We start from the raw sequence: 17,241 nt of genomic DNA, 5'->3' as shown, positions 1-17,241 counted from the left end.
GCAACAATTTAAAGTTGCTTTTTGAGTTTTAGACTAACATATTAACTTAAACTGAAATACATGGCAGACGGTGAACAGCTAATACCGATTAATATTGAGGACGAAATGAGAACTGCTTACATCGATTATTCGATGTCAGTTATCGTTTCCAGAGCACTACCAGACGTAAGAGATGGTTTAAAACCGGTCCATAGAAGAGTTCTTTTCGGATTACAGGAGCTTGGAATCTTTTCAAATAAAGCCCATAAAAAATCTGCTAGAATTGTAGGGGAAGTTTTGGGTAAGTACCATCCTCACGGAGACACCTCAGTATACGATGCTATGGTCAGAATGGCTCAGGAATGGAGTATGCGTTACCAACTTGTTGATGGGCAAGGTAACTTTGGATCTGTAGATGGCGATAGCCCTGCTGCAATGAGGTATACTGAAGCCAGAATGCAAAAAATAAGCGAGGAAATGCTCGCAGATATTGAAAAAGAAACCGTTGATTTTGAATTAAATTTTGATGATACTTTAGAAGAACCGACTGTACTTCCTACAAGAGTCCCCAATCTGCTAGTGAATGGAGCCAGTGGTATTGCCGTTGGTATGGCAACTAATATGCCACCTCATAATCTCACAGAGGTAGTGAATGGTGTTTGTGCTTACATCGATAACAGAGATATTGGAATCGAAGAATTGATGACTTACATCAAAGCTCCAGATTTTCCTACTGGTGGTATTATATATGGTTACGAAGGTGTGAAAGATGCCTTTATGACAGGTAGAGGTCGAGTTGTCATGCGTGCTAAAGCAGATATTGAAGAAATTAAAGGAAGAGAATGCATGGTCGTGACGGAGATTCCTTACCAGGTCAATAAAGCGGATATGATTAAGAAAACCGCAGACCTGGTTAATGATAAAAAAATAGAAGGTATTTCTTTAATTCGAGATGAATCGGATAGAAATGGGATGCGGATCGTTTATATCCTAAAGAAAGATGCTTTACCTAATGTGGTTTTAAACACCTTATACAAGCACACTGCGCTTCAGTCTACCTTTAGTGTGAATAATATTGCCTTGGTAAAAGGCAGACCTCAAATGCTTAATCTTAAAGATATCATTTTCAACTTTGTAGAGCATAGGCATGAAGTTGTTATCAGAAGGACAAAATACTTATTGCGAAAAGCTGAAGAGAGAGCACATATTTTAGAAGGTTTGATCATTGCATCAGATCATATAGACGAGGTTATTACGCTTATTAGAGGATCTCAAAATGCAGAAGAGGCTCGGGAAAAATTAATTGAACGATTTGAACTTACCGAGATTCAAGCGAAAGCTATCGTAGAAATGCGTTTGAGACAGCTTACTGGTCTGGAGCAGGATAAATTAAGATCTGAGTACGATGATCTCATGAAAACCATTGAAGATTTAAAGGATATCCTTAATAATGAACCACGAAGAATGGAAATTATAAAGGACGAATTGATAGAGATCAAAGATAAATATGGAGACGATCGTCGATCTGAAATCAACATGATTGGTGGAGACTTCAGCATGGAAGATATGATTCCAAATGAAAGCGTCGTTTTAACGATCTCACACGCTGGTTACATTAAAAGAACTCCGCTAAAAGAATATAAAATTCAAAATAGAGGAGGTGTAGGTCAGAAAGCCTCTACCACCAGAGATGAAGATTTCCTAGAGTATATTTTTGCAGGAACTAATCATCAATACATTTTGTTTTTCACCCAAAAGGGTAAATGTTTCTGGATGAGAGTTTTTGAAATTCCAGAAGGGAGTAAAACAAGTAAGGGTAGAGCGATTCAAAACCTGATGAATCTGGATCCTGATGATAGAATCAATGCCTTCATACTGGTAGAGAACTTATCTGACGAGGATTATATCAATAATCATTATGTGTTGATGGTCACTAAAAAAGGTCAGGTTAAAAAGACAGTTTTAGAACAGTATTCAAGACCTAGAGTAAATGGTATAAATGCGATTTCCATTAAAGAAGATGACGAGTTGCTATCTGCAGTCTTGACAGATGGAGAGAATCAAGTAATGCTAGGACTAAGAAGTGGAAAAGCATTAAGATTTGAAGAAAAGCACATTAGACCAATGGGTAGGGGTGCCGCTGGTGTGAAAGGAGTTACTTTGGCATCTGAGAATGATGAAGTCATTGGCATGATTTGTGTAAAAAATCCTCAAGATGAGACCGTTTTAGTCGTTTCTGAAAAGGGATATGGAAAAAGAACATTTATCGATGATGTAGACGGCGAACCAGTATACAGGATTACTAATAGAGGCGGTAAAGGTGTAAAAACCATTTCTATTTCTGAAAAAACTGGAGAGCTTGTAGCTATGAAAACGGTTCAGGATGATGATGACCTTATGATTATCAAAAAATCTGGTGTTGCTATCAGAATGTCGGTTTCCGATATCAGAACTATGGGAAGGTCTACTCAAGGGGTGAGATTAATTTCGCTTAAAGGAGAGGACGAAATAGCAGCCGTGGCTAAAATATTGAATGAAGATGAAGACGATGTTCAAGATAGTAGTGAATTATCAGAACTTAACGATTAAAATGCAACTGAATAACATTAACAATTAAATTTAATAAATAGAATAGAAACATGAAAAAGTCAATTTTAGTAATTGCATTAATAGGTGTAACAAGTTTAGGATTTTCCCAACGTGGAGAAATCCGAAGCGCAGAGAGTGCTGTCGATGACGAAAATTATAAAGAAGCACTTGCAGAACTAGAAAAAGCAAAACCACAATTAGTCGATGAAAAAGATAAGTGGGTGGTAAGATATCATTTAGCCAAGGCTAAAGCTTATGGCAATATGGCTAAAAGTCAAAGCGGAGAAACAATGATTACAAGTGTTGACATGGCTCTAGAATCTTTAAGCGATGTTTTAGCAATTGAAAAAGATAATGAGGATGCCCTTACTTATCAATCTCAACTAAGACAAACGATGGTTCAAACAGCTATTGATAATCAAAATAAAGGAAATTTCGATTCAGCTTCTAAGTTACTTTATGAATCTTACAAACTGAATAAAAATGACACTGTGATGCTTTATTATGCAGCATCAGCTGCTGTTAACGGTAAATTATACGATAGAGCTTTAAACCATTACAACAAACTTATTGAATTAGGATTTGATGGTCGAACAACTCAATATCTTGCGACCAATAAAGAATCTGGTGAAAAAGAGAATTTCGAGTCAGAAAGCATGAGAGATATTGCTATTAAAACAGGTGATTACGAAAATCCTGAGATTAATAACACTCCTAGGCTTACTGGTGAAATTGCGAAAAATATTACGCTAATTTATATACAGCAGGATCAACCAGAAAAAGCTTTGGTTGCTATTCAAAAGGCAAAAGAAGAAAACCCAGATGATATCGGAATAATGCAGGCTGAAGCAGATTTATACTATAAAATGGATAAAATAGATAAGTATAATGAAGTGATGAGGGAAGTTGTAAAAAAAGATCCTGAAAACCCTACTTTATTTTATAATTTAGGAGTATCATCAGAACAACTAGGTGATAAAGAAGCTGCTAAAGAATATTATAACAAAGCCATTGAATTAAATCCTGAAATGGTAAATGCTTACATCAATTTGGCAGCTCTAACACTTAGTGAGGAAAGAGCTATAGTTGAAAAAATGAATAGCTTAGGAAACTCAAGAGCAGATAATAAAAAATATCAAGAACTCAATGAGAAAAAGAAGCAATTCTATAAAGAGGCACTTCCATATTTAGAAAAAGCTACTGAATTGGCTCCAGAAAATATGCAAGCACTTCAAACCAAACTCAATATTTATTACCAACTAGAAATGTCTGATAAGGCAGATGCTCTTCAAAAGAAGATTAACTCTATGCAAGAGTAATTTAAATAACATGCATAAAAAAGGCTATCTGTAATAAGATAGCCTTTTTTTTATTTGATGGTGTTGAGATCACTTTAATGACTAGACATCTTCTCTTTCTTCTTTTGGAGCTGTCTCGTAATATCATCTACAGTACTAGAAATTGCAGTTTCAAAACCTTTCTCATTTGAAGAAGCAAAAACGTTTTGACCTGGAGCACTTAGTTTGATTTCACATATCATTCCAGTTTCAGGACTAGAAGTATTTTCAGTTTTAAAAAACACTTCCGCTCTAACAATCCAATCGTATCTGTTTTCTAATTTTTCAAGCTTTTTAGTAACGAGAGCTTCAAGTCTATCGCTTGCTGTGACGTGTACATAATTAAAATTGATGTCCATAATTTTTATTTTTTGTTTTTGATTTATAATAGCCAGTTGCGGCAATTCAAAAGTTGTATCTAACAATTAGATGGATTATAAATTTAGGAAATATAAATTACCGAAATTATTTTTTTTAAAATTTTAATCTCTAATACCCTTTTTTTAACCTTTAATTTTAATTTCAAACTTTGAAAGTCATTCTCAATCTTATCATTTGTTCACACTTAAAATTTGATGGACTGTTTTACTTTTGAAAATGATAATTTATTATGGAGAAGTCAATATTTCAATCCTTATCAAAGTCCCTCAAAGGGGAGCTATTTTTAGATGAAATACATCGGTCAATATATGCTACTGATGCCTCGGTCTATCGAGAAATCCCTATTGCAGTTTCATACCCTAAAGATGGAGAGGACTTATTTAAAATCATTAAGTTCGCTAATCAGCATCACTTATCTATCACGCCTAGAGCAGCAGGAACTTCTTTAGCAGGACAGTGTGTTACAGATGGTATTATTGTAGACATAAGTAAGTATTTCGTTGATGAGTTAGACTTTGATAAATTGAGCCACAGAATCAAAATTCAACCTGGTATTGTAAGGGATAGTTTAAATAGAAGACTTAAAGCAGAGGGACTCTTTTTTGGACCCAATACATCAACAAGTAATCGCTGTAACCTTGGCGGAATGTTCGGCAACAACTCTTCTGGTACGACTTCCATAAAATACGGAGTAACACGAGATAAGGTTATCTCATCCAAAGGCTATCTGTCCGATGGAAGCTTCATTGAGGTAAAACCGCTAAATGAGGTAGAATTCAAAGAAAAAACAGAATTAGCAACTTTAGAGGGTAAGATTTATAAGTATTTTGATCAGCTTTTTAGAAGTAAGAATTTTAAAAGAATTTTAGAACAAGGCTTTCCAAAATCTTCTATCCATAGGCGAAATACAGGTTATGCTATTGACGAGCTCTACAATCATTCATTTTTTAAGGATTCCCGTCAGGAATATTTTAATCTGAATAAACTTCTATGTGGAAGTGAGGGGACTTTATATCTGGCTACAGAACTTGAATTGAAATTAGATTCAGTTCAGCCAAAGTATAATGCGATGGTAGCCGCTCACTTTTCTAGTATCCAGGACTGTTTAGAAACCGTAGAACTGTGTATGATTCATGAGTTATTTACTTGCGAAATGATGGATAAAACCATATTAGACTGTACTAAGGATAGTATAAAATATAAAGACCATCGTTTCTTTTTGGAAGCAGATCCTGAAGCCATACTTATGCTGGAATTGCGTTCTGATTCTGTTGGAGATCTTAAGACTCAAATCAAAGACTTGTTGCATGATCTCAACTCATCTTCTGCATATGCATCTCCAGTATTAAAAGATGGAGAGATAGATCTGGCTATAGAGCTAAGGAAAGCTGGGCTTGGTCTTCTGGGAAATCTTAAAGGCGACGAAAAAGCTGTTGCTTGTATAGAGGATACTTCTGTAGCAATCGAAGATCTGCCTCGCTACATTTCAGATTTTACTAAAATTATGCAGTCTTATAACCAAAGAGCAGTGTATTATGCGCATGCAGGGGCAGGTGAGTTACATCTAAGACCAATTTTAAATTTAAAAGTTTCTAAAGGTGTTGAAGAATTTAAGTCTATATCGAGAGAAGTAGCAGAATTGGTTAAATCTTATGGAGGAGCTTTGAGTGGTGAACATGGGGATGGGAGAGTAAGAGCACCTTTTACTGAATTGGTAGTGGGTGAGGAGTGTTATGCTATATTCCAGGAAATTAAACTTCTTTTTGATCCAGAAAACATATTTAACCCTGGAAAAATTGTCAATCCCAAACCGATCGATGAAAATTTACGCTACGAAGTCGATAGGGTAGAGCCAGAAATTGCTACAAAAATGGATTTTTCGAAAAATCAAGGCATCTTAAGAGCTGCAGAGCAATGTAATGGAAGCGGAGATTGCAGGAAGTCTCATGAATTTGAAGGTGGTATGTGTCCGAGCTATCAGGCTACCAAAAATGAAAAGGATACAACGAGGGCAAGAGCTAATATGCTACGTGAAGTTCTTACAGAAAAACATTTAGAAAAAAATGCGTTTGATGATGAAAAACTGAAAGAAATTTTTGATTTATGTATAAGCTGTAAAGCCTGTAAAAACGAATGTCCTAGTAATGTGGACGTTGGAGCCTTTAAAACTGAATTTCTCTATCAATATCAAAAGGCAAACGGCATAAAATGGAGAACTAAGCTATTTGCAAAAAATAACTTGATTAATGAATTATCCGCTCCAGTAGCACCACTATATAACTGGATTAATTCAAATCCGGTAATTTCAAAATTTGTTAAAGCTATAGCTGGTATTGCTCAGGAAAGAAGCCTACCTAAGTTAAACTCAAAATCACTTAGGTTTCATTTAGAAAATGAAGCTATTTCTTTAATGCCTAAAACCCAACCAAAAAAATCAGTTTACTTATTTATAGATGAATTCAGTAATTATTTGGATGTAGAAATTGGAATTGATGCTGTAGAACTTCTTACAAAGCTCGGTTATGAGGTAAAGATTATAAAACATGAAGAAAGTGGAAGAGCTTATTTCTCAAAAGGCCTATTGGATCAAGCTCAAAAATTCATTGATAAAAATATAGATATCTTTGCACCCCTAATTTCTGAAGATGTTCCCCTTCTAGGAATTGAACCTTCCACAATATTGAGTTTCAGAGACGAGTATTTAAAATTGGCTTCAGATCAAAATTCAGCAAAGCAACTTTCTAAACATGTTTTTTTAATTGAAGAATTTTTGGATGCAGAAATCCAAGCTGGACGAATTACCTCTGATCAATTTTCAGGTGAAAATAAGGACATCAAAATCCACAACCATTGCTACCAAAAAGCCTTATCCAATCAAATACACACATTCAACCTTATGAACTTGCCAGCTAATTTCAAGGTAACTTTGATCCCATCAGGATGTTGTGGCATGGCTGGAAGTTTCGGATACGAAAAGGAACATTATAAGGTGAGTCAGGATATTGGTGAACTGGTCTTATTTCCTGCAGTAAAAAATTCTAAAGCGATCATCTGCGCCAATGGAACGAGCTGCAGACACCAAATTAAAGATGGTACTCAAAAAGAAGCTCTACACCCAGTATCTATTTTAAATCGTTTCGTCTTATGAGTCTGGATTCAAAGTATAATCCTGAAGTAACTGTTCTGAAGAAAAATCTACGTCTGGAATCTCCACTTCTAATTGTGGAGGAATATCTTCAAAAATAATTGCTGTAGAGACTTCACTTGATATTAAACCAACATCCTTCGCATAATAGTTAGTGATTGTAGTCACTTTTTGTTCCTGAAGTAGTGGAACGTTAGTGATTACTAAGAAAACACTAGCCGAAAGCGAAACTTGAATTTCAGAAACAAACACATCTTCATAAGTTGTATTATTAATCACTTCTTGAGCTAAAAAGCCTTTATGAATGGAATTAATTTCAAAAATAAAATCTACAGGAAATCCGTTGATGTTTTGCTGAAATTCTCCTGTATTGACAGACATGGAATTACCCTGAGATAGATTGGCATCATATAGCACTACATTTTCAAGGGGAATTTCTATAGCTGGTAGATTATCTTCAAGTTGAATGGAGAATTGTCCATCATAGGCGATCTGTTGATTTCCACTTTGCTTAAATACTTCTCCGGAAGATAGTATACTTGTATAAAATCCTGCAAGGTTATCTACTGTCTGGGAAAAACGATACCGATTTTGATTTTGCTCCGTAATATTAAGTGTTTCTGAACCTTGGATGGTCTCTGAGTTTTGATTCAGTTGGTTATCATAATTCCAGGAATTACCAACTTCTAGGCGAAAATAATCTGTGTCAGAAGTTAAAAAATTATCTTCCTCTTCTGAACATGATATGGTAAAAACTAATATGAAAAAGAAAATAAGTGTTAAATTTAGTTTTCTCATGATTCTGTATTTTTACACAAATAACGAAATTTTATCCGCTCTTCATATGCTTCGTTGAAAAAACTGTAAATGCGCTTATAAGCCCTTCTGAATTATTTTTTGTCGAATGTTTGACTTTTGCCTTGGATTGACTGTACTGAAAAAGCTCCCAACGCTTATTATGATACTCTAAAGCCGTTAAATTTTCTACCCAATCTCCTGAGTTTAAATACAAGCAGGTTCCATTTTTATTAACTTTTCTTGAAATCTGTGGTTGATGAATATGGCCACAAACAACATAATGATATCCATTTTGAATAGCCAAGTCGGCAGCAGTTTTTTCAAAATCATCAATGAACTTCACCGCCTTTTTTACAGAAGTTTTAATCTTTTTGGATAAAGAATATTTTTCTCGACCAAGTTTTAATAGAAATAAATTCAAAAGTCTATTTCCTAAAATTAAAAAATCATAACTCCAGCCCCCTAGTTTTGCAATCCACTTGGCATTTTGAATGGAGATATCAAATATATCACCATGAAAAAACCAGGCTTTCTTACCATCAAGATTTAAAATCAACTTGTCAACCAGTTGGATATTTCCTATTTCGAAATCACTTAACTTTCTTAACATGTCATCGTGATTGCCTGTTATATATATAATTTCAGTTCCAGACATAGAAAATTCAATAAATATTTTGATAAGCTCGAGGTGTGTTTTTGGAAAATAGTTTTTTCTAAATTGCCAAATGTCTATAATGTCACCATTTAGAATGATTTTTTTAGGCTGGATGGAATACAAATAGTTTAGTAATTCTTGAGAATGACAGCCAAAGGTTCCAAGATGAATATCGGATAAAACAACTAAGTCGACTTTTCTTTTCAATAGAAATGGTTTTATACAAAGTAATAATTTCGATCAGAGCAATTAGTAAACTTAAGATTACGAAAGTATAAGCCAGATGTTATGAAAAGTAAATATGTCGTAACTTAAAATTTACTTGATCTTGATGAATTCCAATTTAACTTGACTATTCTGTTTTGAATGCTTTTTGATTATTGCTTAAAACGTTTACATTTGTTCAAAACAACACATGGCATCAAATAGTTTTGGTCAATTTCTAAAACTCACTACTTACGGTGAATCTCACGGAATTTCTATAGGTGGGATTTTGGATGGAGTTCCGCCAGGCATTCAGCTTAATCTTGAGAAAATTCAAATCGAACTCGATAGGAGAAAACCAGGTCAATCTTCAATTGTAACTCAACGAAAAGAATCTGATATTGTTCACTTCAAATCTGGTATTTTTGAAGGTGTTACCACCGGTCTTCCAATCGGTTTTGAAATACAAAACACAGATAATAAATCCAAAGATTATGGCCATATTAAAGACGTTTATCGGCCGAACCACGCTGATTATACTTACGATCAAAAATATGGTAAACGGGATTATAGAGGTGGTGGAAGATCTAGTGCTAGAGAAACTGCTTCATGGGTAGTGGCCGGAGCCATCGCCAAACAAATTTTAAAAGAAGTTAGTTTTACAGCTTATACATTTGCTGTGGGCTCTCTTCAACTTACTGACGAGGATCATATCAATTTTGATGATATTGAAAAGAATCCTGTACGCTGCCCCAATTTGAAAGTCGCAGCTAAAATGGAAAACTACATCAAACAAATAAGAAAACAAGGCGATACCATTGGAGGAATAGTAAAATGCGTTATATCAAATGTTCCAAAAAATTTAGGGGATCCGATATTTGAGAAACTTCATGCTAATCTTGGTAAAGCAATGATGACCATCAATGCTGTTAAGGGTTTTGATTATGGGTCCGGTTTTGAAGGGATCTCGATGAAGGGTAGCGAACATAACGATTTATTCAACACCGACGGAACCACCAAAACCAATCACAGTGGTGGAATACAGGGAGGAATTTCCAATGGCATGGATATCAATTTCAGGGTGGCCTTCAAGCCTGTTGCTACTTTAATGCAAAAACAACAGACCATCAATAAAGATGCTAAAGAAGTGGAAATGCAAGGGAAGGGAAGACACGACCCTTGTGTGGTCCCCAGAGCAATTCCTGTAGTAGAAGCCATGGCTGCCTTGGTATTGGCAGATGCCTATTTAATCAATAAATCTATCAACTAAATGAAAAAATTAGAATTACACTGGCAAATCCTTCTGGGAATGGCCTTAGGTATTGCTTTCGCTTTTATTTTATCCAATTTTGAGTGGGGAAGTGGTTTTATTACAGATTGGATCAAACCCTTTGGTACCATATTTATCAATGCTCTTAAGCTCATTGCTGTACCATTAATTTTGGCTTCATTAATAAAAGGAGTCTCAGATTTGAAGGATATTTCTAGCCTTTCACAGATGGGTCTCAGAACTATATTAACCTACCTTACAACTACAGTTATTGCAGTATCTATTGGACTTATGGTTGTCAACGTTTTTGAGCCAGGTAAAAGCATCAATGAAGATACCAGAGAAGAATTAGTGGAAAGCTATGGGGGCGACGCCGAATTGACCAGGCAGAATGCTCAAAAGCAGAAGGAATCTGGCCCATTGCAAGCCTTAGAAGATTTGGTTCCTGATAATATTTTTGGAGCGGCATCAAGCAATGCCAATATGCTACAAGTTATTTTCTTTGCCATATTTTTTGGAATAGGAATGATTTTAATTCCTGAAAAGAAATCCAAACCTATCAAAGAGTTCTTTGACTCCCTCAACGAAGTCATTTTAAAAATGATCGACTTAATCATGCTTTCTGCTCCTTATGGTGTATTTGCATTATTAGCGGCCTTAGTAGTGGAAGCGCCAAGCACAGATCTGTTTATAGCCTTAGGTTATTATGCACTATGCGTGGTTGGAGGCTTATTACTCATGATTGGGGTTTATGCTATAATTGTAGGAATATTTACCAAAAAATCACCGCGTTTTTTCCTCAATGGAATCTCACCAGCACAGTTACTTGCCTTTTCAACCAGCTCTAGTGCTGCAACCTTACCGGTTACTATGGAAAGAGTAGAAGAACATCTGGGCGTTCATCCACAAGTATCTAGTTTTGTTCTTCCAATAGGGGCTACTATTAATATGGATGGAACCAGTTTGTATCAAGCTGTTGCTGCTGTATTCATTGCCCAGGCTTTTGGGATGGACTTGAGCTTTGCAGCTCAACTGGGTATTATTGCTACTGCTACTCTTGCCTCAATTGGCTCTGCTGCCGTTCCAGGTGCTGGAATGGTTATGTTGGTTATAGTTTTAGGACAGGCGGGAATTCCTGAAGCTGGTCTAGCTCTTATATTTGCCGTAGATAGACCTCTGGATATGATTAGAACGAGTGTAAATGTTACTGGAGATGCAGCAGTATCGATGCTTGTGGCCAAGTCACAGGACAAATTAGGAGATCCTCAGGTTAAAAATTGGGACGATAAATACACAAAGGAAGACTTTGAAAACTAACGAGTAATGATTTTAATCAAAAAAAGCAGCCTTGATGGCTGCTTTTTTTGATTAAATACGATTAAGTCTCTAGTCAAAATAACTAAAGGTGTCTCCACTTTTTATTTCAAGTAATGAATTGTAAATCAATTTGATAACGTTTTCTACATCTTCTTTATGTACCATTTCTACTGTGGTGTGCATGTAACGTAAGGGAAGAGAAATTAGAGCTGAAGCCACTCCGCCATTACTATAAGCAAAGGCATCCGTATCGGTTCCAGTCATTCTACTGGCGGCTAATCTTTGGAAAGGAATCTCATGTTTTTCTGCTGTTTCAATTAGCATTTCTCGCAATTTATTTTGAACAGCTGGTGCATAGCTGATCACAGGTCCATCGCCAATTTTAGTTAGGCCTTCTTTCTTTTTGTCTATCATAGGGGTGGTGGTATCGTGACATACATCTGTAACGATGGCTAGGTTAGGTTTAATGGTTTGAGTGATCATTTCTGCTCCTCTTAGCCCAATTTCTTCCTGAACGGAATTGGTAATGTAAAGACCAAATGGAAGCTCAACTTTATTTTCTTTAAGCATTCTGGCAACCTCTGCAATCATAAAACCTCCTATTCTGTTATCGAGCGCTCTACATACAAATTTATTTTCATTAAGAACGAAGAATTCATCTGGGTAGGTGATAACACAACCTACGTGTACACCTAGTTCTTCTACCTCTTTTTTTGTTGAACAGCCTACATCGATACAAATGTTATCAGACTTTGGAGACTCTTCCTTAGATTTATCTCGAGTATGAATTGCTGGCCATCCAAAAACTCCCTTTACAATACCATTTTTGGTATGAATGTTAACACGTTTTGACGTAGCTATTTGGTGATCGCTTCCACCATTACGAATCACGTAAATCAAGCCTTCATCTGTAATATAATTGACATACCAGGATATTTCATCAGCATGGCCTTCGATTACTACTTTAAAATCTGCTTCTGGATTAATCACACCCACTGCCGTACCGTAGGTATCTGTAATGAACTCATCAACATAAGGTCTCAAATAGTCCATCCATAATTTCTGTCCTTCCCATTCATAACCCGTTGGAGCTGCATTATTTAAATAGCTTTCTAAAAATTTTAGAGAATTATCATTCATGTCTTTCCTTTTTTATTCGCTAATTTAGTAAAGTATTGAGACTAAGTTGAAAACGAATTCATAATTTTGGAACGATTTTAGTTCATAGTTTTAAAAATAAATGTGGTGAGAAATTTAATTAGTTTTTGTTTGTTTATAGGTTTGTCTGTAAATGCCCAAGAATTAAAACAGAAAAATGTCTCTTCGGTTCCAGATAAGGAACAAAAGAAATATATGATCGTCAGTAAAGACACGTCATGGGTGAGTGAGGTCGAATTAGAAGAAGTTATCATTTATCCTAAACTAAAATTTGAAGACCGTAAAGAATTTAGACGTTATCTTATTTTAAAACGTAAAACTAAAAAGGTATGGCCATACGCAAAGTTAGCCTCAGAACGTTTCAATACCCTTAATAATCGCCTTTCGACTATTAAGTCAAAAAGAGGAAAACGCCAGTATACCAAAGTAGTCCAAAATTATATTGAAGATGAATTTACCGAAGAGCTAAAAAAACTTACCAAAACTGAAGGTCAAATATTAGTGAAGTTAATTCACAGACAAACTGGTATTACTACATTCGATTTAGTAAAAGATTTAAGATCGGGTTGGAGAGCCTTTTGGTATAATACCACCGCAAATTTTTTCAACATTTCTTTAAAAGAGGAATATAACCCAACGGATAATAAGGAAGATTTCTACATTGAAGATATTTTACAAAGAGAATTTCAATCTGGTAATCTAGAAAAGCAACCTCCAAAACAAAATATTGAGCTACTACAGTTGATGGATGTGTGGCAACAGAACAAAAAAATCATACCTCCATCTGCAACTGGATACCGTCAATATTCAAATTAAATTTTATTCAATATAATCTCTTAATCCAATTTTACGTTGTAATTTCTAAGTATTACTTCATATTCAGCTTTATCAAACTCAAAATTTGCAAACGTTTCATCATGCTTAGCTCTGTTTTCCATCCGTTTTATATTTTTAATAAAACGCCTATAGTCATCTTCGGAGCTTAATTCCAAACCTGGTACTTGGGTGCTTTTTCCATTTTCGTCCTTTGCAACCATTGTAAAATAGGAGGAATTGCAATGTTTTTTGGTTCCATTTTGAATGTTTTCAGATTCTACTCTCACTCCTACAACCATTGAGGTATTGCCTACATAATTAACACTGGATTTTAAAGTGAGTAATTCTCCAACTTCAACTGGATTTAAAAAATCAACTCTATCGACACTAGCAGTGACACAGTAATGACCAGAATGTTTTGAGGCACAAGCAAAAGCGACTTGATCTAAAAGTGAAAGAATGAATCCTCCGTGTATTTTCCCTCCGAAATTGGAGTGTGAAGGAAGCATTAATTGACTAAGGACGACTGCAGATTCTGAATTATGTTTATAGGTTTCCATGTGAGATAGAGTTATAATTTATTTTGATATCCATTTAGAGTTGATGGTTTTTTTGGTAGTCACCCCAAACTCTTTTAAAGCTTCAACATCTTTGATTAAGTTTTGTTGTCCGGTTAATTTTTTCATCGCTTGTTCATAGGTAGTCTTTGTGGAATCTATTCGATTTCCAACTGCATTAAGTCCTTCGATGAGGTTGACGAATTTATCATAAAGATCGCCAGCATGTTTGGCTATTTCCAAAGCATTTTGTTGTTGCTTTTCATTGCCCCAGACCATATCTACAGTTCTTAAGGTGGATAGCAGTGTTGTAGGACTTACCATCAAAATGTTATCTTGGAAAGCAGTGTAAAAGAAATTTGAATTTTCACTTTGAGCCAAAAATAATGCAGGTTCTATAGGAATAAACATCAAAATAAAATCTGGAGAGGTTTCGCCACCCAGAAGCTCATATTGTTTTTCTTTCAAACTTTTTAAATGATTTTCCAGCGACTTAACATGAGCTTTTAAAAATCTTTTTTTTTCGTTTTCTCCCTCGGCATTGATGTAGCTTTCATAAGCTTTTAAACTTACTTTCGAGTCAATGATCATCTGCTTATTATTAGGCAGGTACACCACAATGTCTGGGAGTTTACTCGTGCCATTTTCATCTTTAAAATGCTGTTGTATATCGTATTCTCTACCTTTTTGCAGACCCGATTTTTGAAGTACTTTTTCAAGTATCATCTCTCCCCAATTCCCTTGAGTTTTGTTATCACCTTTTAGGGCTTTTGTCAGATTATTGGCTTCTTCAGAAATTTTAAGGTTCTGCTCGTTCAAGTACCTTAATTGCTCACCAAGCTGAGAATGCCCTTTTAAAAAGTCAGTATTAGTTTTTTCAATCTTAGTCTCAAACGAATTCAATTTCTCCTTCAGTGGATCTAGAATATGAGATATATTTTTCTTGTTTTCAATAGTGAATTTCTCTGATTTTTGTTCAAAAATACGTTGTGCTAAATTTTCGAATTCTTCTCCAAACTTTTTTTGCAAAGCTTGCATTTCAGTTTTTTGCTCTTTCCAGTATTTCTTTAGCCCTTCTGTTTCAGTTTGTAACTGGGTGAATTTATTCTGAGTTTGATGTCGAGCATCAATCGCTTGCTGTAAATCTAAGTGAAGTTTATCTCTAGTTTTTTGATATTCTTCCTTCATCTTTTCCTCTCTCTTACTAGCATCTTCATAAAGTTTTTCAAAATGATAGGAGGTAGTTTTCCACTTAGAAATCGTTGAACGGTCTAAGAGTTTAGAAATTAAAAAACCTAAAAGCAACGCAATACTGCCTATGATGAAATTGAGGTATTCCATAAAATGTTTTTTTCAAATATAAGGAATGGATGATATCGTCTAGTTAACCTAAGTCTATTTGATCTTTTTTACCCGAGAAAGATCTAATAAATTTAAGGGATTTATGCCAAGTCCTTCAACTGTTTTAGAACGGAAGCGTACTACTTCGTCGTAATATAATGGAATAATTGGAGCTTCTTCAATAACTATTGAATCCATTTGTGCATATAATTGGTACCTCAGACTATCCACTGTTGTTCCCAGTGCTTTTTCGAACAACTTATCGTATGATTTATTTTTAAAATGGGTGTAATTAGGACCGTTTGGGGAGAGGTTTTGACTGTAAAACAAAGACAAATAATTAATAGCATCCGGATAATCGGCAATCCAGCTAGCTCTAAAATTATCAAGTTGTCCTGCAGAACGTTTCTGCCTTATAGTGGACGGAGGCATGACATTTATCTCTACTTGTACCCCAATTTTCTGTACTTCTTTTTGGATAAATTCAACTAAATCTACATATGAGGGGTTGGTACTGATTATGAGCTTTGGTCTGCTAACCCCAGTTTCATCTTTAAATTTTTGTATTAATTCTTTAGCCTTTTCAGGCTGGTAGGAATAGCCATCACTGCGAGTTTGTCCAGATAAGCCTTCTGGAATGAATCCTTTATTACCTGGTATTCCAATATTATTCCTTAGATATTTAATCATTTTAACTCTATCGAATGCAAAATTAATCGCTTTTCTGAAGGCCTTAGATTGAGCTTCTTTTGTGTTGGAGTCTAGGTAAAAACCTAAATATTCAGTATTCAGGTAAGGACTTTTTTCCATTTCAATTAGACTCTTAAACTTTGATTTAAGCTCACCCGAAGTGGTGATGAGTTCATCTTTATAAGAAGGATCAAGCCCGCTGAGAAAATCTAATTTTCCCTGTACAAAAGCGAGAAACTCGCTTTGCTTATCTGGTAAAAAAGTGATGGCTACCGCTTCAAGGTAAGGTAATCTATTGCCCTGAGCATCCATTTTAAAATAGAGATCATTTTTTCTAAGCACCAGCTTTTCGCCAATTTCCCAACGCTTAAACTTAAAAGGTCCAGTGCCAATAGGTGAAGTTTGAAAATCCAAAGATTCCATTTCTTTGGGAATTATAGAGCAAAATTTACTGGAAAGTAAGCCCAGGAATGCTGGGAATTTTTGTTTTAACCGTATTTCTACAATCCTATCGTTAAGTGCAGATATATGCTCTACATTAGATATGATCCAGCTGCCAGGAGATGCCACCTCAGGATCGGTGAGTCGTTTTAGGCTGTATTCGACATCGCTGGCCAAAACCTGACGTGTAGAATCTTTTCCAAACACCTGATGTTGATGAAAGTAAATGTCGTCATGTAATGTAAATGTGTAGACTAATCCATCTTCAGAAATACTCCAGCTTTTAGCTAAATCTGTTTCAATATTCAGTTCATCATCAAGTTTTACTAGGGTGTTATATAGCTGATGAGCCGGCCAAATGTTTCTCTGATCTTTAGCAAAAGCTGGGTCTAAAGAGGTGATGTTAGCATGTTCGTTATATCTAAAAACCAAGTGATCTTTGGTACTTGACTTTGGAGATGTGCATGAGGTGATGCTCCATACAGTCAATAGAATAAAAGTGAAAAATGAGGAGTTGAGTTTCAATTTTAGGAAATAAATTATAGTTGGTATCTTTGCGCTTT

13 protein-coding genes are annotated in these 17,241 nt (G+C 35.3%); 6 read left to right on the top strand and 7 right to left on the bottom strand.

The genetic code is table 11. The features are described from left to right. Positions 1-60 precede the first annotated feature (60 nt). The gene (gene gyrA / locus F598_RS0109405) at positions 61-2,568 is read left to right on the top strand and encodes a DNA gyrase subunit A (RefSeq protein WP_019038801.1); all 2,508 of its coding nucleotides are present in this window, start codon (positions 61-63) and stop codon (positions 2,566-2,568) included. A 50-nt stretch (positions 2,569-2,618) separates the two neighbouring features. Continuing rightward, positions 2,619-3,887, top strand: a complete 1,269-nt coding sequence (locus F598_RS0109400; protein ID WP_019038800.1) for a tetratricopeptide repeat protein — start codon at positions 2,619-2,621, stop codon at positions 3,885-3,887. 74 nt (positions 3,888-3,961) lie between these two features. Here F598_RS0109400 and hpf read toward each other — a convergent pair whose 3' ends face one another. Beyond that, positions 3,962-4,264 carry a ribosome hibernation-promoting factor, HPF/YfiA family gene (hpf, locus tag F598_RS0109395; protein ID WP_026302629.1) on the bottom strand — a complete coding sequence of 101 codons (303 nt, stop codon included), beginning with the start codon at positions 4,262-4,264 and terminating at the stop codon, positions 3,962-3,964. Between the two features lie 251 nt (positions 4,265-4,515). Here hpf and F598_RS0109390 point away from each other — a divergent pair, with 251 nt between their 5' ends. Beyond that, complete coding sequence (locus tag F598_RS0109390) at positions 4,516-7,434, top strand: FAD-binding and (Fe-S)-binding domain-containing protein (protein WP_019038798.1); 2,919 nt, start codon at positions 4,516-4,518, stop codon at positions 7,432-7,434. On the opposite strand, the gene F598_RS0109385 is transcribed toward F598_RS0109390, so the two are convergent. Next, complete coding sequence (locus tag F598_RS0109385) at positions 7,429-8,229, bottom strand: hypothetical protein (RefSeq protein ID WP_019038797.1); 801 nt, start codon at positions 8,227-8,229, stop codon at positions 7,429-7,431. The genes F598_RS0109390 and F598_RS0109385 overlap by 6 nt on opposite strands. A 31-nt stretch (positions 8,230-8,260) precedes the next feature. After that, a complete protein-coding gene (locus tag F598_RS0109380; RefSeq protein WP_019038796.1) occupies positions 8,261-9,091 on the bottom strand; it encodes a UDP-2,3-diacylglucosamine diphosphatase in 831 nt (276 codons plus the stop codon). Between the two features lie 208 nt (positions 9,092-9,299). On the opposite strand from F598_RS0109380, the gene aroC reads away from it, so the two are divergent. Further along, the gene (aroC, locus tag F598_RS0109375) at positions 9,300-10,358 is read left to right on the top strand and encodes a chorismate synthase (protein WP_019038795.1); all 1,059 of its coding nucleotides are present in this window, start codon (positions 9,300-9,302) and stop codon (positions 10,356-10,358) included. Beyond that, positions 10,359-11,675, top strand: coding sequence for a dicarboxylate/amino acid:cation symporter (locus F598_RS0109370; protein ID WP_019038794.1), 1,317 nt, complete (start codon positions 10,359-10,361; stop codon positions 11,673-11,675). It begins immediately after the preceding gene. 69 nt (positions 11,676-11,744) lie between these two features. On the opposite strand, the gene F598_RS0109365 is transcribed toward F598_RS0109370, so the two are convergent. Further along, positions 11,745-12,815 carry a M42 family metallopeptidase gene (locus tag F598_RS0109365; RefSeq protein WP_019038793.1) on the bottom strand — a complete coding sequence of 357 codons (1,071 nt, stop codon included), beginning with the start codon at positions 12,813-12,815 and terminating at the stop codon, positions 11,745-11,747. A 105-nt stretch (positions 12,816-12,920) separates the two neighbouring features. Between F598_RS0109365 and F598_RS0109360 the strand changes: the two genes are divergently transcribed. Beyond that, positions 12,921-13,649: a DUF4294 domain-containing protein gene (locus F598_RS0109360; protein ID WP_245539771.1), complete on the top strand. Its 729-nt coding sequence runs from the start codon at positions 12,921-12,923 to the stop codon at positions 13,647-13,649. 20 nt (positions 13,650-13,669) lie between these two features. Here F598_RS0109360 and F598_RS0109355 read toward each other — a convergent pair whose 3' ends face one another. From F598_RS0109355 to F598_RS0109345, 3 genes are read right to left on the bottom strand one after another with little or no spacing between them, the layout of a single operon-like run. Continuing rightward, a complete protein-coding gene (locus F598_RS0109355; protein ID WP_019038791.1) occupies positions 13,670-14,209 on the bottom strand; it encodes an acyl-CoA thioesterase in 540 nt (179 codons plus the stop codon). 18 nt (positions 14,210-14,227) lie between these two features. Next, complete coding sequence (locus tag F598_RS0109350) at positions 14,228-15,547, bottom strand: DNA recombination protein RmuC (RefSeq protein WP_019038790.1); 1,320 nt, start codon at positions 15,545-15,547, stop codon at positions 14,228-14,230. Positions 15,548-15,601: 54 nt separating this feature from the next. Then, entirely contained in the window at positions 15,602-17,203 is a 1,602-nt protein-coding gene (locus tag F598_RS0109345; RefSeq protein WP_026302628.1) for an ABC transporter substrate-binding protein, read from the bottom strand. Positions 17,204-17,241 lie beyond the last annotated feature (38 nt).

This window comes from Psychroflexus tropicus DSM 15496, assembly GCF_000378765.1.
GTDB classification, from domain to species: domain Bacteria; phylum Bacteroidota; class Bacteroidia; order Flavobacteriales; family Flavobacteriaceae; genus Psychroflexus; species Psychroflexus tropicus.
This window is presented reverse-complemented; position numbering and strand designations above follow the sequence as displayed.